This window comes from Rheinheimera baltica (genome assembly GCF_030731985.1).
GTDB lineage: Bacteria > Pseudomonadota > Gammaproteobacteria > Enterobacterales > Alteromonadaceae > Alishewanella > Alishewanella baltica.
Genome location: NZ_JAPJDY010000007.1, coordinates 1 through 20,151, shown reverse-complemented (window position 1 = coordinate 20,151; position 20,151 = coordinate 1). Strand labels below are relative to the sequence as shown.

General features: G+C 45.2%; 21 protein-coding genes. 8 read left to right on the top strand and 13 right to left on the bottom strand.

The window, feature by feature from the left end; translation table 11 throughout:
• Nucleotides 1–1,623, bottom strand: a complete 1,623-nt coding sequence (locus ORJ00_RS12390; RefSeq protein WP_027672206.1) for an NAD(P)/FAD-dependent oxidoreductase — start codon at nt 1,621–1,623, stop codon at nt 1–3.
• A gap of 171 nt (nt 1,624–1,794) precedes the next feature.
• Between ORJ00_RS12390 and fdxA the strand changes: the two genes are divergently transcribed.
• Entirely contained in the window at nt 1,795–2,121 is a 327-nt protein-coding gene (gene fdxA / locus ORJ00_RS12385; protein ID WP_027672205.1) for a ferredoxin FdxA, read from the top strand.
• 5 nt (nt 2,122–2,126) lie between these two features.
• Here the strand turns inward: fdxA and ORJ00_RS12380 are convergent, their stop codons facing one another.
• The gene (locus tag ORJ00_RS12380) at nt 2,127–2,867 is read right to left on the bottom strand and encodes a helix-turn-helix domain-containing protein (protein ID WP_306140013.1); all 741 of its coding nucleotides are present in this window, start codon (nt 2,865–2,867) and stop codon (nt 2,127–2,129) included.
• 119 nt (nt 2,868–2,986) lie between these two features.
• Here ORJ00_RS12380 and ORJ00_RS12375 point away from each other — a divergent pair, with 119 nt between their 5' ends.
• Nucleotides 2,987–4,405 (top strand): FAD-binding oxidoreductase, encoded by a 1,419-nt coding sequence (locus ORJ00_RS12375; RefSeq protein ID WP_306140012.1) that lies wholly within the window; start codon nt 2,987–2,989, stop codon nt 4,403–4,405.
• Nucleotides 4,402–5,256, top strand: a complete 855-nt coding sequence (locus ORJ00_RS12370; RefSeq protein ID WP_305974097.1) for a class I SAM-dependent methyltransferase — start codon at nt 4,402–4,404, stop codon at nt 5,254–5,256. Before ORJ00_RS12375 ends, ORJ00_RS12370 begins: the two co-directional genes overlap by 4 nt.
• Nucleotides 5,257–5,270: 14 nt before the next feature.
• On the opposite strand, the gene ORJ00_RS12365 is transcribed toward ORJ00_RS12370, so the two are convergent.
• From ORJ00_RS12365 to ORJ00_RS12355, 3 genes are all read right to left on the bottom strand, one after another.
• Nucleotides 5,271–5,417 (bottom strand): DUF3149 domain-containing protein, encoded by a 147-nt coding sequence (locus tag ORJ00_RS12365; protein ID WP_306126614.1) that lies wholly within the window; start codon nt 5,415–5,417, stop codon nt 5,271–5,273.
• 88 nt (nt 5,418–5,505) lie between these two features.
• Complete coding sequence (locus ORJ00_RS12360) at nt 5,506–6,003, bottom strand: TIGR02444 family protein (protein ID WP_305974101.1); 498 nt, start codon at nt 6,001–6,003, stop codon at nt 5,506–5,508.
• The gene (locus tag ORJ00_RS12355) at nt 5,996–7,903 is read right to left on the bottom strand and encodes an ATP-binding cassette domain-containing protein (protein WP_306126615.1); all 1,908 of its coding nucleotides are present in this window, start codon (nt 7,901–7,903) and stop codon (nt 5,996–5,998) included. The genes ORJ00_RS12360 and ORJ00_RS12355 overlap by 8 nt, the downstream gene beginning before the upstream one ends.
• A 104-nt stretch (nt 7,904–8,007) precedes the next feature.
• On the opposite strand from ORJ00_RS12355, the gene ORJ00_RS12350 reads away from it, so the two are divergent.
• The gene (locus ORJ00_RS12350; RefSeq protein WP_027672200.1) at nt 8,008–8,214 is read left to right on the top strand and encodes a YheV family putative zinc ribbon protein; all 207 of its coding nucleotides are present in this window, start codon (nt 8,008–8,010) and stop codon (nt 8,212–8,214) included.
• A gap of 205 nt (nt 8,215–8,419) precedes the next feature.
• Here ORJ00_RS12350 and ORJ00_RS12345 read toward each other — a convergent pair whose 3' ends face one another.
• Nucleotides 8,420–8,647 (bottom strand): SlyX family protein, encoded by a 228-nt coding sequence (locus ORJ00_RS12345; RefSeq protein ID WP_027672199.1) that lies wholly within the window; start codon nt 8,645–8,647, stop codon nt 8,420–8,422.
• Nucleotides 8,634–9,614, bottom strand: coding sequence for a WD40 repeat domain-containing protein (locus ORJ00_RS12340; protein WP_027672198.1), 981 nt, complete (start codon nt 9,612–9,614; stop codon nt 8,634–8,636). Before ORJ00_RS12340 ends, ORJ00_RS12345 begins: the two co-directional genes overlap by 14 nt.
• Nucleotides 9,615–9,719: 105 nt before the next feature.
• Between ORJ00_RS12340 and fkpA the strand changes: the two genes are divergently transcribed.
• Complete coding sequence (fkpA, locus tag ORJ00_RS12335; RefSeq protein WP_027672197.1) at nt 9,720–10,463, top strand: FKBP-type peptidyl-prolyl cis-trans isomerase; 744 nt, start codon at nt 9,720–9,722, stop codon at nt 10,461–10,463.
• 54 nt (nt 10,464–10,517) lie between these two features.
• Here fkpA and ORJ00_RS12330 read toward each other — a convergent pair whose 3' ends face one another.
• Nucleotides 10,518–11,003, bottom strand: a complete 486-nt coding sequence (locus tag ORJ00_RS12330; RefSeq protein WP_027672196.1) for an Rsd/AlgQ family anti-sigma factor — start codon at nt 11,001–11,003, stop codon at nt 10,518–10,520.
• 146 nt (nt 11,004–11,149) lie between these two features.
• On the opposite strand from ORJ00_RS12330, the gene nudC reads away from it, so the two are divergent.
• The gene (nudC, locus tag ORJ00_RS12325) at nt 11,150–11,944 is read left to right on the top strand and encodes an NAD(+) diphosphatase (RefSeq protein ID WP_305974107.1); all 795 of its coding nucleotides are present in this window, start codon (nt 11,150–11,152) and stop codon (nt 11,942–11,944) included.
• Between the two features lie 292 nt (nt 11,945–12,236).
• Nucleotides 12,237–13,316 (top strand): uroporphyrinogen decarboxylase, encoded by a 1,080-nt coding sequence (gene hemE / locus ORJ00_RS12320; RefSeq protein WP_027672194.1) that lies wholly within the window; start codon nt 12,237–12,239, stop codon nt 13,314–13,316.
• Between the two features lie 33 nt (nt 13,317–13,349).
• On the opposite strand, the gene ORJ00_RS12315 is transcribed toward hemE, so the two are convergent.
• The 3 genes from ORJ00_RS12315 to ORJ00_RS12305 form a co-directional block, all read right to left on the bottom strand.
• Nucleotides 13,350–14,714: an energy transducer TonB gene (locus tag ORJ00_RS12315; protein ID WP_027672193.1), complete on the bottom strand. Its 1,365-nt coding sequence runs from the start codon at nt 14,712–14,714 to the stop codon at nt 13,350–13,352.
• 127 nt (nt 14,715–14,841) lie between these two features.
• Nucleotides 14,842–16,266, bottom strand: coding sequence for a Si-specific NAD(P)(+) transhydrogenase (gene sthA, locus ORJ00_RS12310; protein ID WP_027672192.1), 1,425 nt, complete (start codon nt 16,264–16,266; stop codon nt 14,842–14,844).
• 88 nt (nt 16,267–16,354) lie between these two features.
• Nucleotides 16,355–17,473: a fatty acid desaturase gene (locus ORJ00_RS12305; protein WP_306140011.1), complete on the bottom strand. Its 1,119-nt coding sequence runs from the start codon at nt 17,471–17,473 to the stop codon at nt 16,355–16,357.
• Nucleotides 17,474–17,571: 98 nt separating this feature from the next.
• Here ORJ00_RS12305 and fabR point away from each other — a divergent pair, with 98 nt between their 5' ends.
• Nucleotides 17,572–18,180, top strand: coding sequence for an HTH-type transcriptional repressor FabR (gene fabR, locus ORJ00_RS12300; RefSeq protein ID WP_027672190.1), 609 nt, complete (start codon nt 17,572–17,574; stop codon nt 18,178–18,180).
• Here the strand turns inward: fabR and trmA are convergent.
• A complete protein-coding gene (gene trmA / locus ORJ00_RS12295; protein ID WP_306140010.1) occupies nt 18,177–19,265 on the bottom strand; it encodes a tRNA (uridine(54)-C5)-methyltransferase TrmA in 1,089 nt (362 codons plus the stop codon). The genes fabR and trmA overlap by 4 nt on opposite strands.
• 129 nt (nt 19,266–19,394) lie before the next feature.
• Nucleotides 19,395–19,883 (bottom strand): RNA recognition motif domain-containing protein, encoded by a 489-nt coding sequence (locus tag ORJ00_RS12290; RefSeq protein ID WP_027672188.1) that lies wholly within the window; start codon nt 19,881–19,883, stop codon nt 19,395–19,397.
• Nucleotides 19,884–20,151: the final 268 nt, after the last annotated feature.

Genomic DNA, 20,151 nt, shown 5'->3' with positions numbered 1-20,151 from the left:
TTAAACTGACGGCGCGCTGTTGGCATCCAGCATAGCCAATGCCAGCGCTTCGGCTACTTTAATGCCATCGATACCGGCTGATAAAATACCGCCAGCATAACCTGCGCCTTCGCCCGCAGGATAAAGACCTTTGATATTAACACTTTGATAATCGGCACCGCGCTTAATACAAATAGGTGAAGAGGTGCGGGTTTCAACTCCGGTAAGTAAACCGTCTGCTTTGGCAAAGCCTTTAATTTGTCGATCAAATGCCGGTATGGCCTCACGCAGGGCGGTAACGGCAAAGTCAGGTAATGCTTGTGCTAGGTCTGTGAGTGTAATACCAGGAGTATAAGAGGGTTTAACATCACCCAGTTCAGCAGAAGGCTTGCCAGATAAAAAATCACCAATTAACTGTGCCGGCGCATGATAATTTTCGCCGCCCAGTTTAAAGGCCAATGCTTCCAGCTGGCGCTGTAACTCAATACCTGCCAATGGATGGCCAGGATAATCGCGCTCAGGGTCAATACCCACCACGATGGCGCTATTGGCATTGCGTTCATGCCTGGAGTACTGGCTCATACCGTTGGTAACAACACGGCCTTGTTCCGATGCTGCTGCGACCACTGTACCGCCCGGACACATGCAAAAGCTGTAAACGGTGCGGCCATTATTGCAATGATGCACCAGTTTATAGTCGGCCGCTCCTAAAATAGGATTACCGGCGTTGGGACCAAAACGGCATTCATCAATCATTGATTGTTCATGCTCAATGCGAAAACCAATTGAGAATGGTTTAGCTTCGACATAAACGCCCTCGTCATACAGCATTTGAAAGGTATCCCGCGCACTGTGGCCAACTGCCAGCACCACATGTTTGCTGTTAAGTTGCTCACCACTTGAGAGGGTTAAACCTGTCAAGTGGTCATTGTCGATGTGTAGTTTATCTACCCGGCTGCTAAAACGTATTTCGCCGCCTAAGGCAATAATGTTAGCCCGCATTTTTTCTACCATTGCCACCAGTTTAAAGGTGCCGATATGCGGTTTACTCACGTACATAATTTCATCTGGTGCGCCGGCAGCAACAAACTCGCTCATTACTTTGCGGCCATAGTGTTTAGGGTCTTTTACCTGGCTGTACAGCTTGCCATCAGAAAAAGTACCCGCGCCACCTTCGCCGTACTGTACGTTAGACTCGGTGTTCAGTTCTTTGCCGCGCCAGAAGCCAAAGGTGTCTTTGGTGCGCTCGCGTACTTCTTTGCCACGCTCTAAAATAATCGGTTTAAAGCCCATTTGCGCTAACAATAAACCGGCAAATAAGCCGCAGGGGCCAAGACCAATAACAATAGGGCGCTCGGTTAACGTGGCTGGCGCCTTGGCAACAAATTTGTAGCTGGTATCCGGTGCTGGCTTAACATGCTGATCTTTGGCAAAGCTGTTCAGTAATGCGGTTTCGTTATCTACTTCAATATCCAAGGTATATATAAGATGAATATCGGTTTTTTTGCGGGCGTCAAAGCCGCGTTTAAACACATTAACGCTGTGTAATTGCTCCGGTTTAATTTTTAGCTTTTCGACAATGGCGCTATTAATCGCATTTTCGTCATGGTTTAACGGCAGTTTTATTTCGGTAAGACGCAGCATAAGGGTTCCGTATCGGTGTCATTGCATACTGGCATCAGGCCAGTAGCTCACAAGATGGCGCTATTTTACGCCAAGCTAGCTTGATTGTCCGTAAAGGTTTTTTCAGCTATTTGATTTTTCTTTGTGCTGCAGTATGATCCTCACCTTAAAACGTCTGGAAACTGTGACTTTATGGCTTTTGTGGTACTGGATAATTGCATCAAGTGTAAATACACCGACTGCGTGGCGGTATGCCCTGTAGATGCATTTTTTGAAGGGCCTAACTTCCTGGCAATAAGCCCAACCATTTGTATTGATTGTGGATTATGTGAGCCAGAATGCCCTGCCAATGCCATAGTGCAGGAAGATAAGGTGCCGCCAGAGCAGCATGGCTTTATTCAGCTTAACGCTGAATTGGCAGACGTTTGGCCAAATATCATTGACGTTAAAGCGGCGCCTGCTGATGCAGATAGTTGGAATGGCGTGCCTGATAAACTGCAATATCTGGAATTGGAATAGCCCGGTTAGCGCTTAGCAGGTGGTGCTAGTACCATATCAAATACCCAGGGCCTTAATGCTACCAGTAATCCTACCCCTTTTTTATCTGCTGGCCCGGTTGTCATATCTAACTCTGCCAGTTCGGCAAACTGCTCGCTTAATTGGTTTAAGCGGCGCTGCAGAATACTGATAGAGGCACTGGATAACTCGGCTGTTTCCAATCGTAACCAATGTTCGGGGGCGGTAAAACTATTATCAATAAACATCATTTTTATCTGCTGTTCATAGCGCCGTCGCACCGGGCCATTTAGTCGCCATTGTATATCGCGTGCTACCAGCAACCTCACTTTGTTATGAGGCTGAAGTTCTATCAATTTCAAGCGGTCCAGTGTGGCCAGCAGCCGGATGCCTTTAAGCTCGTCCAGCTGGTACTGGCTATTAATATCTTCAAATTGCCAACCGTTTAACAGCAGGTACAAATACGTCAGTAGCGTTGGGTCATCTGCAAGCGCCTGCTCCTGCGGCATACTTAATTGCCTTGGCAGACTGTTCTTTGCCAATGTGCTGCTTTTCGCCAGTTCATACAGGTTGGTATCCAAAACCCGGCAAATTTGCTCCAGCCGGCTCAGGGTAAAATTCTGTTGGGCAAATATACGCTTAACGCTGGCCTCACTTAATTGAAGTTGCTCGGCGAGCTGACGATAACTCATGCCTTTAGTTTTAAGGCTGCGCTTTAATGCTGTAATCAATTGACTGGTCTGGTTCATCAAAGTCGCCTTATCTGCCGCTATAGGTAGCGTAATATAATACTCTGTTTATTTGTATAGCATAATGTAATGCCTGTCAGCTAGTGTTGGCCCACAAACAAGCAGCAGGACTTATTTTTATGTGCCAAAAGCCAGAACACGTAATCAGGGTTAATGATGTGCATGCCAAACTCAATTCAACAGTTATGCAGCGCTGTATCCAGCCAGAAACCATAGCAGAGGTAATCAAGGTTGTGCAGCAAGCAAATAAAGATGGCAGCATGATAAGTGTCGCAGGTGGCCGGCATGCCATGGGGGGGCAGCAATTTGTAACTGGTGGTGTGCTGCTGGACCTGAGCAAGTTAAATCAGTTGCAGCATTTTGACGCTGAACTGGGGCAGGTCAGCGTACAGGCTGGTATTCAATGGCCGGACTTAATGCGTAAACTGCATGTTATGCAACATGGCTGTGCCAACCCCTGGGGTATAAGGCAGAAGCAAACCGGTGCGGATCGTTTAAGTATTGGCGGTGCAATAGCGGCAAATATCCATGGCCGGGGGTTGGATATGGCACCTTTTATAGCGGATGTTATCAGCTTTGAGTTGGTTAATGCTGATGGCGAGCTATTGCATTGTAGCCGGCAGAGCAACGCTGAGTTATTCCGGCTAGTGGTTGGCGGCTATGGTTTATTTGGTATTGTTGTCACCGCAACCCTGCAATTGGCACCGCGTCAACAGGTTGTTCGTGAGGTTGAGCTGTGTAGCTTGGCTGAAATGATCGAGGCGTTACCGCACCGAAAAGCATCTGGATATTTATATGGCGATTTTCAGTTTGAGACTGCTCCTGATTCTGCTGGCTTTTTACGCCATGGGGTATTTTCCTGCTACCGTCCGGTAGAGACAGCCGCGATAGCGAAGCAACAACTCAGGTTGAGTAAAGCCAGTTGGCAACAGTTGTTGTATCTGGCTCATACGAATAAAGCTGAAGCCTTCAAGCGCTTTTCCGAGTTTTATCTGGCATCCAATGATCAGCGCTACTGGTCAGATAGTCATCAGTTGAGTATTTACCTTGATGATTATCATGTAGCCTTAGACCAACAGTTAGCCCGCGGTTGTGCCGGTAGCGAAATGATTACCGAGCTTTATGTGCCGCTACCGGCGCTGGAACAATTTATGGCGGACTGTGCGGCAGATTTTCGACAACACAAGGTCGATTTAATTTATGGCACAGTGCGGTTTATCCGGCGCGATGCTGAAACAGCTTTGGCCTGGGCGCAGCAAGACTATGCCTGTGTCATCTTTAATTTGCATATTGATCATCAGCCTGAGGCTGTGGCTATCGCTGCGACACATTTTCGGCGCTTAATTGATATTGCCATCCGTTATCAGGGCAGTTACTTCCTGACATATCATCCTTTTGCGACTAAGCAGCAAGTCCTTGCCTGCTATCCACAGTTTGCTGAATTTTTGCGGCAAAAACGTCGCTACGATCCGGCGTTGCGATTTCAAAGTAACTGGTACCAACACTACAGTGCGCTGTTCAGTGAGGAATTAACATGAGCAATACCAGTTTACTTATTTGTGCCAGCCAGTGCTGGCCAGGATCGCCAGCTAATAGTCTTAGCCAGCAGCTGGCTAAGCAGGTTTTACAGCGCAGTGGCTGGCGTGGCCGAGTGCTACTGGCCCTGCAAGGATGGCGGGGTGGCAGAGCTTTACTCACTGGCCTGTTGCAGTTTAGCTTGCCTGGAATTATGGCCCATTACGGGTGGCGAAAACAGCATATTGTGTCATGGATTGAACAACAAATTGAACAGCAAAATACCCAGCAGTTAGTCATTGTTGGTGCGGGTTTTGATGGGTTAGGTGCTATGTTGAGTGCAAAATACAGGCAACTACAGGTAGTAGAAATTGACAAAGTCGCTACCATCAATATAAAGCAGGACGTTCTGCGGCAGCTACATGCATTGCGGCCAAATCTGTGTTTGAAAGCGGCTGATCTTGGCCGTTGCAGTCTGGCGCAACTGTTAGCGGATACTGCCGAGTTTTCGGCAGAACGGCCAACGCTGATGCTAGCTGAAGGTGTACTGATGTACTTGCCAGAGACGGCAATTAATAACCTGTTACAGCAAATGCGGCAGAGTGTGAATGCTCCGCTTCAGCTTGTCGCCAGTCAGATGCAGTTAGACCAGCATGGCAAGCCCCGCTTTTCACAGCAGGGCTGGTTGGCCGATATGGCGCTGGCAATCAGCGGTGAGCGGTTCGTATCAGGTATAACGCCACAAGCGTTACCTGGTTGGTTAGTTAATCTGGGGTTTAACTTGCAACAGTTGGTGCCTGCTGAGCAACCGGAAAACAATGATCCCTGTCCGGGCGAGCTATTATTTTATGCCACTGCAAAGTCTGTACCCTAATGTTAACGTCAGGCTCAGTTTTGCTCCGAGTCTGGCGTATCGTGCTCTACTTTGTAAATAAAGTAGATGGCGTAAAATGCACATAAGCCAATTACAACGGCTAAGCCGGTAAAAGAAATAAAGATTACCGGGTCGTTAATAAACTGCTGCCATATATTCATAGCCAAATCCTCACACTAAATTGATATGCTCAGTGTAGATAACGGCAGTAAACTATTAACTGACTTAGATCAAATATTGGCTAGGGGTTTATGCCAGTTGGGAGATAGCTTGACGCAGATCAAATAAAGGCTGCTGATAGCTTATGGTGTTATCTGTAAGTAATGCGAGATAGTGATCAAGCAGTGGTGAGGTAACACGAGTTAGTGCAGGGCAGTGCTGCAGTAATAGCTGTTGTTCAAGTTTTTCCAGTTCTAATTCAGCTTGGAGCAGGGTCTGTTTTAGCTGCTGTTGCTGGGTGAGTGAGAGCGTTGCTAAGTGGCTTTTTCGGCGCAAGGCGCGCAATGGTTGGGTAAACTGGCGACTAAATTGCTCAAGTTCTGCAGTCAGCTGCAACAGTTGCGGCTGAGTGAGACTAAGCTGCTGTTGCTCCAGATAGCACAACAGCAACAGCAAATTGATATTCACGCCTAAGTTATCCTGCCACTCCAGACAGAGTGGCTGTACTTTTGGATACAGTGCCAGGCTGAACTGCCATAGCTGTTGCTCAGTTGGTGCTGTTGTTATGATGTTGCCGCTGTCAGCCATTGTTTTTCCAGAACAGCTCGGTTTGCTGCTCCAGCTCATCCTGTGCCATAAACCAGTCTTCTTCAATGCTGATTAGGCTGCTGCTGGCGGTAGCTTGTTTGGCGAGCAAAGCAGTAAGCTCTGCTTTACGCTCAGCACTGTAAATATCAGCATCAGCCAACTGCTGTTCGAAAGTGGCCAATTGCTCGGTCAACTTTTGCTGCTGCTGCTCCAGCTTTTCCACTTTTTGCTTCAGTGGCCTGAGTAAATTGCGTAAGTCGGCTTCCAGTCGTTTCTGATCTTTACGAACAACATTGCTGCTGGCAGGTGTATCGACCTGAGCATTACTGGTGCTTTGCCGGGCATCTTGCTGCAGCCATTGATAATAATCCGTTAAATCGCCGTCAAACGGGGCCACCCGGCCGTGGGCTACAAGGTAAAATTCATCAGTACAACTGCTTAGCAGATGACGATCGTGCGAGACAATAACGATAGCGCCTTCAAACTCCTGCAATGCCATCACAATGGCTTCGCGCATATCTAAATCAAGGTGGTTGGTCGGTTCATCAAGTAGCAGCAGGTTCGGGCGTTGGTAGACAATCAGCGCTAGAACTAAACGCGCTTTTTCGCCACCAGAAAACGGTGCGCAGGCTTCCAGTGCTTTGTCGCCATGAAAACCAAAGCCACCGAGAAAATCACGTAGCTTTTGCTCGGGCACTAAAGGGTCCAGCCGCACTAAATGCTGCAATGGTGAATCTTGCGGGCGCAGGGTTTCCAGCTGGTGCTGGGCAAAATACCCCAGGCTTACGCCATTGGCATACCAGATATCCCCGCTTTGCGGCTGCATGCTGCCCGACAGCAGTTTAATTAGGGTAGATTTACCGGCACCATTGCGCCCTAACAAACCGATACGGCTGCCAGGGAGTAGTTGAAACTTAATCTGACTTAAAATGACGTGATCTGCATAACCAGCCTGCACATTTTCCATTTTCAGCAGCGGGTTTGGCAGCGATTTTGGCTCGCGAAAACTAAAACTAAAGGGGGAATCAACATGGGCTGGCGCCAGTATCGTCATTCGTTCCAGCGCTTTTATCCGGCTTTGTGCTTGCCGGGCTTTGGTTGCCTGCGCCTTAAAACGGTCGATAAATTTTTGCAGATGTGCGACTTGCCGTTGTTGTTTATCAAAATTAGCCTGATGTTGTGATAATTGTTCAGCACGCTGACGTTCAAATTGACTGTAGTTGCCCTTGTATAACGTTAAGGTTTGTCGCTCGATATGCACGATGTTATCGGTTACTGCATCAAGAAAATCGCGGTCATGGCTTATAAGCAACAAGGTGCCCTGATAATTACTCAGGTACTTCTCCAACCACAGCACGGCATCTAAATCGAGGTGGTTTGTTGGCTCATCCAATAACAGTAATTCAGCACGCTGCATTAATGCTTTGGCCAGGTTTAAGCGCATGCGCCAACCGCCGGAGAATGACTTTACAGCTTTCTGCTGAGCATCACCGCTAAAACCAAGGCCATCGAGCAGAATGCCGGCTTTTGCTTCTGCCCGATAGCCATCCAACGCTTCTATTTGCAAATGTACTGTGGCTAAATCACTTTCACTACACTGGCTTCGGGCTTTTAATAGCAACGGGAACAGCTTTTCATCGCCTTGTAAAACATAATCCATGGCGCTGCAGTCCAGCGCCGGTGTTTCTTGTGCAACAGTAGAGATGACCCAACGTTCTGGAATATTAATGTTGCCGGCATCGGCATGCAGTTTTCCAAGCAACATGGCAAACAAGCTGGACTTACCGCAACCATTAGCACCAATTATTCCCACTTTTTGTCCTGGAAATACGGTAAGATCGGCGTTGCTAAATAAGGCCTGTGGGCCGCGGCGCAGTTCAACCTGCTGTAACTGAATCATGCTTTTACCTGTAATACTGAATTAGGCTGCTAATTTAACCGTATAAGGCTAACAAACCAAGGCTTGGCCTGTAAAATAGCTGCGACGAACGGATGGTGAACACAATGACAATACGTAAAAAGAAACGCTTTATAGCTGGCGCAAGCTGTCCAAAATGCAAAGCTGTGGACACGATGATGTTGTTCTTGGAAAACAATGTTGAAAAGGTAGAATGTGTTGAATGTGGCCATCAGATGGTACAGCCCGAAGCACAAATATCTAAAGCCAGCCGTGCTGCCGAGCAAGTTATAGGCGTTTTTAAGCCAGAGTAAATAGCACTCTGTTGTAAATGTCCCGTATTACCCTACTCTGTAAAAGCTTGGGCGGTGAAAAGTAACAGATAGCCAATTTCCACAATCCTGATAGTCCAAAGGTAGAACTTCAGGGATGAAGTTCATACCAGAGTCATAGGGCGTCTGTTCGTTGCTTATTTTCTTTGCAAATGCTGTGGCTGTTTAATCATTATCTATGCAAATATTAATAATGCGGCGGTGGTGGCTCTTCTTCAGGACGAAGTATGCCTTGATCATCTGGCAAGTTACGTAACTTCTCTGCCAGTAACATAACTTGCTGATGTAAGCGTTCGATTTTTTTCTGGTGCTCCAACAGTTCATTGCTCAGGCAATTAACCGTATCTTCCTGAAAGGCCAGTTTGTTTTCCAACTCTACAATGTGTAGCTGCAGGTCTTTCTCATTTGCTGTCATGTTTAATCTCCCATACTTCGGCTATGCCACTGGAGCTTTCGCTAATAAGTTGATTGTTGTTTAAAAAGCTCACGGCATGCACTACAGCACTGGCAGGGCGGCTATCAGGCCTTACAGATACTTGCCATTGTTGTAGTTCCAGACCGGTTTGTACATCCCATAAAGCCAACTTACGCGTTGGTGCGCCTGTTGCCAGGTATTTGCCGTCTGCACTGAAATTAACCGCACTAAATACTTGTTGCCGGGCGTTAAACTGTAAAGCACTAACCAACTTGCCGGTTTGGATATCCCAAATTTGCGCCAAGTTTTGGCTGTCAGCGGTAAAGGCATAACGCCCTTGTGGATCTAACGCTACCTTGGTAACCCGGCTTGGGTGGCTAAAGCTGTAAATAATCTGCGCGCTTTGGGTGTCCCACAAGTGAGCTTTATAATCATTTCCGCCTGTTAGTGCATAGCGGCCATTCGGAGACATCGCGACACTGTTAATGCGTTCGGTATGGCCTAAAAACTCCAACCGCCTGCCGGATGCGAGCGTAATATGTTGTACGCCGCCATTACTTTTACCAATGAGAAGATGAGCCCCGTTGTCAGACACAGCTATATCCCGCACAGTTGCCGCGTCAAGCTGCCAAAAACCCTGGTTTTTGCCTGTTGCTATACTCCACAGCGCATAGGTATTTTGGTCAGCAGTAAAGACGTGACTGTTATTGTGGCTAATAGCCAGACTAAAGACTAAATTTTCGGCATTATCCTGATGCTTCCACTGAAATTTTAACGCATTATTTTTTACATCCCACAGTGCTACACCATCTTGAATAGAAGACACTGCAGCAAATTGGCCATCATCTGATAGTGCTGCCGCGTAACTCCCTTGAGCAACATGCGGAAATTGTTGCAAGGGGGCTTCTGAATTGAGTTTTTCACAACTCGTTAGCAGTAATAGCAGAAAAAAAGCAGGATATTTCATGTCGGGTGTTAACCTCCAGAGCACAAACCGTTAGTATAGGCCAGTTCATTGGACACTATTAAAACATACTTTTGCAGCGTGGCTGCGTAAATATTGGAGAACCGAATGCGCTTAGTTACAAAAATGTCTCTGGTCGCCATGGCCGTTATGACTCTTGCTGCCTGTCAAAAAGAAGCAGAGCAGAAACCTGCCGTACTAGACACTGATGAAGCAAAACAATCTTATAGTTTAGGTGTGTCTGTAGGCCGTTATTTGGACAGCACACTGGAAGACTATAGCAAGTTGGGTTTGACTGTAGATCGCGAATTAATTTTACGTGGCGTACAAGACGCCGTGGCTAATAAAGCTTCACTGTCGGATGAAGAGGTGCAGGCTATGATGACTGCGCTGGAAGAAAAGTTCCGTGAAAAACAAACCGCTATGGTTGAAGCTGAAGCAGCAAAAGCTATTGAAGCTGGTAAGACTTACTTAGAAGAAAATGCTAAGAAAGAAGGCGTTACGGTAACAGAATCAGGCTTACAGTATGAAGTGCTACAAGCGGCTGAAGGTGCTAAACCAGCAGCAACTGATACGGTAAAAGTACATTACACCGGTACGTTAACTGATGGCACCAAATTTGATAGCTCGGTTGACCGTGGTGAACCTGCTCAGTTCCCGTTAAATCGCGTTATCGCTGGCTGGACTGAAGGCGTACAGTTAATGAATGTAGGGTCTCGCTTTAAATTCACTATCCCAGCTGAACTAGCTTACGGCGAACGTGATATGGGCGTAATTAAGCCTAACAGCGTGTTGGTGTTTGAAGTTGAATTACTGGAAATTGTTGAGACAGCTCCAGCTGAAGCGCAATAATAAGTTTGTAAAAATAGTAAAAGCGGCGTCAGCCGCTTTTTTATTGCCCGAAGACTACATAGAAACTGTGGTATCGGTATGCTTTTCGTATAACGTATCGATTAATTGATCTTCATATTCGAAGCGATCCTCCAGCGCCTGGCCCAGTTCCGATAATTCACGATCAAAGGCGCCACTATGTCGGGTACTAAGATGATCCGCGTACAAATCATTAAAGTTTAGCGCTAAATCGGTTGATATCGCTATCTTAGGATATAAGCTGTCTGCTAGCTTTCTGCTGTCAGTACCATTTACGGCACACTCCGATACGATACGTTCGTACACTTCGAAATGCCCTGCAGACAGATAATCAACTAATAACTGACAAAAAGACTGCACAGCTGCTTGATCTGGTAAGGTGGTACGTTTGTTGTCAAATGGTGGCAGGGCAGCAAGTTTACAGTAACTTACAATAAGCTGTTGACGCTCATCCAACCAGTTGTCGATGGCGGTAAGTGAGCCACCCCATTTTTGTCGCGCTGTATGCACACGAGTGTACATTGCCTTCTCCTTAGGTGCAGCGACCATGCTGCTGTAATGTCTAATTAAATGAATTTCGCAGCAAAGATCAACCGTTTTTTTATTGGTCAGCTCTGTGAACGGCATTATGATAGCCAATCTTGACAGGTTACCTCAGAGAAGCACTTATGATCAAACATAGTATTAGTTTAAGGCCGAATCAGCAGGGACTGTGGTTTGTTATTAACCGTGGCCGCATTTGGTTAAATGCCGTTGGTCAACTTCCCCAGGGTGAATATGGCAGTTTAAATTTGTCAGCTGAGCCTGAGCAGATATGTTGGTTGGGCCGGCGAGGGGCTGAAGAAGTGTATTTGCTTATTAATCACGATCATATCGCTAATGAAGATGAGTGGGTATCTGCACGAGAATTTTTGAATATGGAGGAGGAGCTGTTTCAGTTTGCTGCCAGAGCGGTGCAGGTTGCACTATTTTTGCAAACACACCGTTTTTGTGGCCAATGTGGTAGTGCAATGGCTTTGGTCAACTGGGAATTGGCTGCACTATGTAATAAGTGTGGGCATCGTTGCTATCCGCGTATTGCACCTTGTGTACTGGTGGGTATCGTAAAAGATGACAAAATCTTATTGGCACGATCAAGTCGGCACCGTACTGGTTTTTTCTCTATATTGGCTGGTTTTGTTGAATCGGCAGAAACGTTGGAACAAGCAGCAATACGTGAAGTGAAAGAAGAAGTAGGTGTCGATATTACCAATTTGCAATACGTTGGCAGCCAACCCTGGCCTTTTCCACATTCTTTAATGACCGGCTTTATTGCGGATTACGTGGCTGGAGATATTGTTTGTCAACCGCAAGAAATTGAAGAGGCAGACTGGTTTGCGCTTGATGACTTACCTGAAGTACCTCCCCTGCAAACGCTATCTGGGCAAATAATTGCCCAGATAAAGCAAAGAGCAGGCAAATAAAAATCTTTCAGAGATTTTTGCAATGCTAGGGACTTGCCTTAGTGGTTTGTGGCATGGATGGCAGACAATAAAAAAGCCACATAATGTGGCTTAACTAAACTGTATCAAGGTCCCGTTAAAACGAGCTTCTTACTTGTTATTCTTCACTAGCGCAGGGATGTTATAGCAGATGTCATTATTGAAGACAAGCATTGAACACAAAAAACCTGAACATAGCATTTACAGTGAAAATATAGGCGCAGCGCTGACACGATGCTAAAATGACTACAATTTTGTGAATGGCGGGCAAACTATGCAACTCAAAAATGATCGGTATCTCAGGGCTTTATTAAAACAACCGGTAGATCGCACGCCGGTATGGATGATGCGCCAAGCGGGCCGTTATTTGCCGGAATATCGTGCTACGCGGGCAGTGGCTGGTGATTTTATGTCACTTTGTAAAAACCCTGAGCTGGCATGTGAGGTGACATTGCAACCATTAAGACGCTATGCGCTGGATGCTGCAATTTTATTTAGTGATATTTTAACCATTCCGGATGCAATGGGGCTGGGTTTGTATTTTGGTGAGGGTGAAGGGCCAAAATTTCAGCGACCGGTGCGCGATTTTATCGATATTGTTAACTTGCCAGTACCTGATCCAGAACAAGAGTTACGGTATGTAATGGATGCTGTACGTACGATTCGACGTGAGTTAGATGGTAGTGTCCCTTTGATCGGTTTCTCTGGTAGTCCTTGGACACTGGCTACTTATATGGTTGAAGGCGGTAGTAGTAAAACATTTGGCATCATAAAAAAAATGATGTTCAGTGAGCCGGAAAGTCTGCATTTGTTGTTAGATAAACTAGCCCAGAGTGTAGTGCTTTATCTTAATGCACAAATTGCTGCAGGCGCGCAATCTGTGATGATTTTCGATACTTGGGGAGGCGTATTAACGCCGCGCGACTATCAAGAGTTTTCGCTAGGCTATATGCAGCAGATTGTTGATGGTTTAACTCGCGAAGCTGATGGACGTAAAGTCCCTGTCACATTGTTTACTAAAAACGGCGGAATGTGGCTTGAAGCAATAGCCAATACAGGCTGTGATGCGCTGGGTTTGGATTGGACCATTAATATTGGTGATGCGAAGGCCAGAGTTGGTAACCAAGTTGCACTGCAAGGAAATATGGACCCATCTATATTATTAGGCTCTCCTGAACGAATTAGGCAAGAAGTTCAAATGATATTGGACGGTTTTGGCCAAGGCTCTGGACACGTGTTTAATTTAGGTCATGGTATAACACCAGACGTAGATCCTGAACGGGTGAGTGTATTTATTGATGCGGTACACTCATTCAGCCGTATGTACCATATGAGCTCAGAGATTACCGAATAAATAAACAAACCCCGGCAAAGCCGGGGTGTTTTTTTAGTTATTGTCAGCTGCAGCCGTTTGGTAGTCAGCCAGTAGGTCTTCAAAGTTCTCTATAGTCCAGTTTCTTTTTCTGGCTTCTTCTACTGCTTGACGTAGCATTGACTCACCACGTCCTTGTTGCCCTAGTTCAATAAAGGCAACCCCTAGCGTTGACAATAAATTTGGATTATTAGCGTCAATAGTCCGCCCTTGCTCCGCCAATCTAATCGCTTTTTGCGGGTCGTGAAGTGTTGGGTCGTCAGACATAGCAAGTAATGCCGCGTACTCAGCAATAGCAGGCATATATTCCTTCAGCGCGGCAACTTCCAGATAACCAGCTGCTTTACGAGGATTGTAATTTACATTGTTGCTGTCGAGTAATTCCTGCGCCAACAAATAGGCAGCTTTCGGATCGCCACTGTCTGCCGATATTGCCAGCCAATTTACTGCCTTATTTTGGTCCCGATCACAACCGTTGCCAGATACAAGACATTGGGCAAGTTTATATTGGGCTTGAGGATACCCATTTATTGCCGCTTGCAGATACCAAGATAACGCATCGGTGTCAGTCACGATTCTATTCTCTATCAAAAGCCCATAAAGATACTGATACTTAGCCGACTCTGCCTTTGCGGCTGCTAGTATTGCTGCTAGATATTCCTCGTTCTCTCTATCAAATTTACGAGATTTACTACCAGAGGACGCTTTAATTTGGAAAGTATGCGACTGCATTTCCAACCTTATAGCATCTCCGTAGATGTCTTTAGGCGGCTCAAAGCGCCAACTTTGTACGGCTTCCTTCACATATTCAGTGATTGCATCAACGGGGAAGGATGCAACAATGTTGATATTATCTGTTATACCGTCTTCTGTAATATCGTAATGTACAACAGCCCAAGCGGATACGCCCGCTCTCTCGAAATAGTTGGGGAATTCGGGATCTTGCTGGCTAATAACTTTGACGCGGTTATTTTTTACTACATAACGATTAGCCGTGGGATATAGATTGCCGTCTAATGCATCTTTACCAAATTGTTTATTAAGGCTAGTGAATACTTCCTTACCTTCCATCCGAGAAGGTAGCTTCGTTCGCAATTCTCTATACTGTTTTTCTGCAAGCGGATGATTGCGTTCTCGCGCAATCAATGCCCACGCATATGCCAGATTAACATCGGGTTCAACGCCCAGTCCTTCAGCGTACATCCGTGACATTAAAAACTGGGCTTCCAGGTGACCCAATTCAGCCAAGGTTTCTAACTGAGGTTTTGCCAGGGCATATTCCTGCTGCTCGAACAGGCTTTTTGCCGTGGGGAAATCCGCATGAGCTTGCCATGATAGCGCGCACCACAACAGCATCAAACTGTACCGAAGCTGTACCATAGATAACTCCAAAAAACGTTTTATTTAATTATTATGTATTTGAGTTTACAACGATTTATCAAGCAAAACAAAAATAAATATTGCAGCAAATAACTGTTTATTATCTTTAGTAATATCAATGTGTTACCTAAAAAAGCCGGTTTAGCCCATTTAGAGCCGCTACCCGATAAGCCTCGGCCATTGTAGGATAGTTGAAAGTGGTATGAACAAAATACTCTAAGGTGTTTCCGCCATTTTTCTGCATCATAATGGCTTGTCCAATATGGACAATTTCTGCAGCGCGTTCACCAAAACAATGAATTCCCAAAATTTCTAGCGTGTCACGGTGGAACAGCAGTTTTAAACTGCCAACATTGGTATTTGCTATTTGAGCACGTGCTAAGTGCTTAAATTGCGCCCTGCCTACTTCATACGGAATTTTGGCTGCCGTCAACTCCTGCTCTGTTTTACCTACCGAGCTCATTTCTGGGATGGTGTATATACCAGCAGGAATGTCAGCGATAAGGTGGCCATCAAGATTACCCTTCACAATGGCTTCGCCAGCTAATCGGCCTTGATCGTAAGCAGCGCTTGCCAAGCTGGGATAGCCAATAACATCGCCAACCGCATATATATTTTCTACATTGGTTTGGTATTTGTTATTTACCTTAACCAACCCACGGCTGTCAGATTGAAGTTCCACTGACGCAAGATTTAGCATGTCAGTATTGCCGGTACGACCATTGGCAAACAAAAAGCAATCAGCCTTCATTTTTTTGCCAGACTTTAAATGTAATACAACGCCGTCATCGGTACCTTCGATACGGTCGAATTCTTCGCCATGGCGAATGGTCATGCCAGAGTTCCAGAAATGGTAGCTCAACGAGTCTGATATCTCGGTATCCATAAAAGACAATAATCTGTCACGGGTATTAACCAAATCCACTCTTACGCCTAAGCCGCGGAAGATAGACGCATACTCACAACCAATAACTCCTGCCCCATATATAATAATATGCTTGGGGTCGTGTTGTAGCGATAAAATTGTATCAGAATCATAGATACGGCTATGAGAGAAGTCTACTTCTGCTGGTCGGTACGGTCTTGACCCGCTGGCAATTACGATTGTCTTTGCTGATAATTCAAACGTACTGCCGTCATCACTGGTGATACGCAAGGTATTTTTATCGAGGAATCTAGCCTCACCCTGATATAACTTAACCTGGTTTCTGTCATAAAAACCTGTTCTTAAACGAACCTGCTTACGAATGACACCTGCTGCATGCTTTAAAATTTGAGAGAAGGTAAGTTTGGTATGTTGATCATCTAGCTGGAATAATGGATTTTCTTTAAATTCAATTAGGCGGCTTACTGAGTGACGTAACGCTTTTGAGGGTATGGTTCCCCAATGAGTACAACCACCGCCAACCGACTGATAACGTTCAACTGCAGCTACTGTTAAACCACTTTTGGCCAGGTACATAGCGGCACCTTCACCTCCCGGCCCAGTGCCAATCACAATAGCATCAAAATCAAAGTTGTTTTTTTTCGGTAACGTCTTCTTTCCGCTCACGCAACTATTCTCACTGTTATTACTGCAGTTACTTTGAGCATATCAGGTATCAGCCACAAAAAAAGAGACTGAAGTCTCTTTTTTACTGTTAACTAAATGCTGTAACGAGTCGCTGCCAGTGTTGTTGCTGTATCTGCATATGGTGTTTAAATTCCCGATAACGCACTTTAAAGTCTGCAGCTTGGTATTGTGCAACTAATTCCTCTTTACGTTGTCGCAACAGTTGTTTCTTCAGCTGGTAGTAATCCTGCATTCTTGCTAATAGCAATTCATATTCGTGTTCAAGCACTTGCAACAGCTGCTCTGCGTTGGGTCTTTTACTTACGCTTGCTATGGCGCGCTGAAGTTGCATTTTAGCTTTCGCTTGCTCAATACGTTCTTCAGGTACTATGCGAAGATTATGGGTTAGACCCAGCCATGACGCTGTTTTAATAAACCACTTTGTTGGATCAAATTGATACCACTTCACGCCATTGCGATAGTCAGACTCAAATATATGATGAAAGTTATGGTAGCCTTCGCCGTAGGTTAATAAAGCAAGAAAGCCATTATCTCTAGCGGAATTTTGATCTGTATAGGGCTGCTTTCCCCATATGTGAGCGAGAGAATTAATAAAAAAGGTAAAATGATGGCTTAACACTAACCGAAGAAAACCGGCAGATAATAGCATGCCTAATATATTCCCGCTGACAACGCCCAATATCAACGGGATACCAAAATTGGTTGAAATAGTTAACCACAGATAATTACGGTGTTGCCACATAACAATGGGGTTTTTCTGTAAGTCACGGACATTATTATAGTCAGTTTTATTTACTTCAGAATTATCACGCAGCATCCACCCAATATGGCTATACCAAAAGCCTCGTCCTGCAGAGTAAGGGTCTTTGTCATTATGATCAACGTGGCGATGGTGTACACGGTGATCTGCCGACCAGTGTAAAGCGCTGTTTTGCAGTGCGAAAGCGCCCCCAATTGCATATAACCATTGTAGTGCTGGATGTGCATCATAGGTTTTATGTGCCCATAACCTATGATATCCCGCTGTGATGGACATTCCGCAGTAACCTAAGCATATAATAGTAGCTATGACTTCGGCCCAACCGAAGCCAATTGTGAATGCGTACCATGGTACGCCGATGGCAGCAACCAAGGTGGTAATAGAGAACACTAGGACGTTCGTCCAGATAATCGGTGCTTGTTTCATATAGGGCCGCTTAGCTTACAAGTGTTCGCTCATTCTACTGGCCGAATTATTCCGGTCAAGGTATAAAGTAAAGCTTTACGGTGAAAAAAGGGATATCCGTGTCCAGAGCAGAACAAAAAGAGCGTACGCGGCGAGCGATAATTAATGCAGCGTTTTCTCAACTTAGTGCTGACAAAAGTTTTGCCAGCCTGAGTTTACGTGAAGTTGCCAGAGAAGCTGGGATAGCGCCTACTTCATTTTATCGCCATTTCTCAGATATGGATGAGCTTGGACTTACGTTGGTAGATGAGGCGGGTTTAATGCTTCGACAGTTAATGCGTCAGGCAAGGCAGCGCATAGAGAAAAATGGTAGTGTGATCCGTACATCTATTGAAACCTTTATGGAGTTTGTTACCGGGCACAGTAATGTTTTTCGTTTATTGTTACGAGAGAGGTCAGGCACCTCTGCTGCTTTTAGAAGTGCTGTAGCCAGAGAGATACAACATTTTGTTGCAGAACTGGCCGAGTATCTTCGTAAAGAAACAACCTGCCCGGACGGCTTAGCCAGAGCGCAGGCAGAAGCAATGGTTACCTTAGTCTTTCATACCGGAGCAGATGCCTTAGATGCGCCTGCAGATCAATATGCTTATTTGACCAGCCGCACTATTACCCAGTTGCGCTGGCTGGCCCATGGTGCGTCCAGTTACGGCCGTAAATTAAAAGACTAACGTTTACGCAGCCAAACACCCGTTTCAATGTGATGGGTATAAGGGAATTGATCAAACACCGCTAATTTTACAATGTCATGCGTTGTCGTTAATGTTGTTAAGTTTTGAGCTAATGTCTCGGGGTTACAGGAAATATAAATAATATCTTTAAACTGACTTACTAATTGCACGGTATCGGAGTCTAAGCCTGCGCGTGGCGGGTCAACCAATACGGTATTGAGATTCATATTGGCTAAATCAATGTGCTTAAGCTTGCTTCCTTGTTGTAATGCAGCTGATACATCTTCAGCAGACATTTGTAGCACTTGTAAATTGCTCACATTATTCAAGCTAATATTATACTGCGCCGATTTAATGGAAGTGCGAGATATTTCAGTTGCAACAACGTTGTCAAAAAAAGGCGTAAGCGCGATAGAGAAATTACCGTTACCACAATAAAGCTCTAATAAATCACCGGATAATCCAGCTGCAATGCCTTTTGCCCAGGTAAGCATTTTCAGGTTAACACTACCATTTGGTTGAGTAAAACTGCCCTCTACTTGCTGATACTGTAAAACCTGTCCATCTAAATCAAACTGTTCTGTAACGTAATCGGTGCTTACCATAAGTTTTTGCTTGCGCGAACGGCCAATAAACTTCACGTTATAGTTATCTGCCAGTGTGTCAGTGAGCTGCTTTGCTTGATCCAGCCAACTGTTGGTGAGAGGTCGTTTATAAATAAGTGACACAAGTAACTCACCTGAAAGAGTGGCAAGGTAATCTACTTGATACAATTTATATCGTAACTCATGATTAAACTGAATATGCTTTAATAACACTGGCATGAAGTCTGCGATTGTTTTACAAGCCACAGGGAAGTGATCTATACGAACCTTGTCTCGGCTTTGTGGATCAAACATCGCATGGTAGATGTCATCGGCATCATGCCAAATTCTAAACTCTGCTCTTAAGCGATAGTTTGAGGGAGAAGATGGGTACACTTCTGGTTCAGGGTGATTAAAGTCATTAAGTAGCAGTTGTACACTTGATACCTTATCTGCCAGTTGTTGTGGATAGTGCTCTGGGAAAACCTGACCTACGCTCATGTATCACTCTGCCAAATCAAAACCGCTATTTTAAGCCAGACTGAACCCAGAACCAACCTTCAATATCAATTGAGGCTTATAAAGACAAAAAAGGAAGCAAATGCTTCCTTTTTTAGATGTTAAACGCTGTTATTCGTCCGTGTCGTCGTTATCCTGACGCTCTTTAGCTTCACGTACCTTTAAGGTACGCTCTTGAAAATTAAAATCATTTAACTTCTGAATCATCTTAGTTCCGTCTTTGGCGGCAACTTCAACAAAGCCAAAGCCTCTGCGGCGACCGGTTTGTCGATCTTTCATTAAACGTACATTAATAACAACGCCAAAACGTTGGAATAACTCTTTCACGGCATCTTCGTTAGCACGGTAGGGTAAATTACCTACATATAAAGTGGTGGTTTCACCTTTATACTCAGCTACTGATTTTGCTTCAGAGCTTGGTTCACTAATATTTCCTTTTACATCTACTAACAGTGGCACAAGTATGCCAGCCGACAATACACCTATTACAACGAGAATTTCCTGAGCAAGCCCAAGTACAGGCAGGAAAGTAAAGCCCAAATAAACTAACACAGCGAGCGCTAGTGTGTACGGCAAAGAAACACGTAAAGTGGGTAACATAATAACATCCTAAGCACTTATTCTATTTATCGGAATGCTTTATCAACTTAAAGCAGCCTTATCTTAGCGGTTGGATAATAAACCGCAACCATTAACAGACAACCAATTTCCACATATTTGTTGCTAAAATATGCAAAAAGATGATTTTGTAGGCAATCAGACGCTAAAGGTTTGTTTTTCGTATTTTACCACTTGCACGAGTTTCAAAACGCCCTATAATGCGCGCCATGCCACGGGGTGCTGCAGTAAGGGTGCTTCGGGTGAGTTA

Bases quoted from the DNA above. Each gene is read 5' to 3' on its own strand.
- ORJ00_RS12315 (WP_027672193.1), bottom strand. From the start codon at position 14,714: ATGGTACAGCTTCGGTACAGTTTGATGCTGTTGTGGTGCGCGCTATCA.
- ORJ00_RS12360 (WP_305974101.1), bottom strand. From the start codon at position 6,003: ATGGCTGACAGCGGCAACATCATAACAACAGCACCAACTGAGCAACAG.
- ORJ00_RS12305 (WP_306140011.1), bottom strand. From the start codon at position 17,473: ATGAAACAAGCACCGATTATCTGGACGAACGTCCTAGTGTTCTCTATT.
- ORJ00_RS12345 (WP_027672199.1), bottom strand. From the start codon at position 8,647: ATGACAGCAAATGAGAAAGACCTGCAGCTACACATTGTAGAGTTGGAA.
- ORJ00_RS12290 (WP_027672188.1), bottom strand. From the start codon at position 19,883: ATGTTACCCACTTTACGTGTTTCTTTGCCGTACACACTAGCGCTCGCT.
- hemE (WP_027672194.1), top strand. From the start codon at position 12,237: ATGCAACTCAAAAATGATCGGTATCTCAGGGCTTTATTAAAACAACCG.
- fkpA (WP_027672197.1), top strand. From the start codon at position 9,720: ATGCGCTTAGTTACAAAAATGTCTCTGGTCGCCATGGCCGTTATGACT.
- trmA (WP_306140010.1), bottom strand. From the start codon at position 19,265: ATGAGCGTAGGTCAGGTTTTCCCAGAGCACTATCCACAACAACTGGCA.
- ORJ00_RS12355 (WP_306126615.1), bottom strand. From the start codon at position 7,903: ATGATTCAGTTACAGCAGGTTGAACTGCGCCGCGGCCCACAGGCCTTA.
- ORJ00_RS12390 (WP_027672206.1), bottom strand. From the start codon at position 1,623: ATGCTGCGTCTTACCGAAATAAAACTGCCGTTAAACCATGACGAAAAT.
- fdxA (WP_027672205.1), top strand. From the start codon at position 1,795: ATGGCTTTTGTGGTACTGGATAATTGCATCAAGTGTAAATACACCGAC.
- ORJ00_RS12380 (WP_306140013.1), bottom strand. From the start codon at position 2,867: ATGAACCAGACCAGTCAATTGATTACAGCATTAAAGCGCAGCCTTAAA.
- nudC (WP_305974107.1), top strand. From the start codon at position 11,150: ATGATCAAACATAGTATTAGTTTAAGGCCGAATCAGCAGGGACTGTGG.
- ORJ00_RS12365 (WP_306126614.1), bottom strand. From the start codon at position 5,417: ATGAATATATGGCAGCAGTTTATTAACGACCCGGTAATCTTTATTTCT.
- ORJ00_RS12370 (WP_305974097.1), top strand. From the start codon at position 4,402: ATGAGCAATACCAGTTTACTTATTTGTGCCAGCCAGTGCTGGCCAGGA.
- ORJ00_RS12340 (WP_027672198.1), bottom strand. From the start codon at position 9,614: ATGAAATATCCTGCTTTTTTTCTGCTATTACTGCTAACGAGTTGTGAA.
- ORJ00_RS12350 (WP_027672200.1), top strand. From the start codon at position 8,008: ATGACAATACGTAAAAAGAAACGCTTTATAGCTGGCGCAAGCTGTCCA.
- ORJ00_RS12330 (WP_027672196.1), bottom strand. From the start codon at position 11,003: ATGTACACTCGTGTGCATACAGCGCGACAAAAATGGGGTGGCTCACTT.
- ORJ00_RS12375 (WP_306140012.1), top strand. From the start codon at position 2,987: ATGTGCCAAAAGCCAGAACACGTAATCAGGGTTAATGATGTGCATGCC.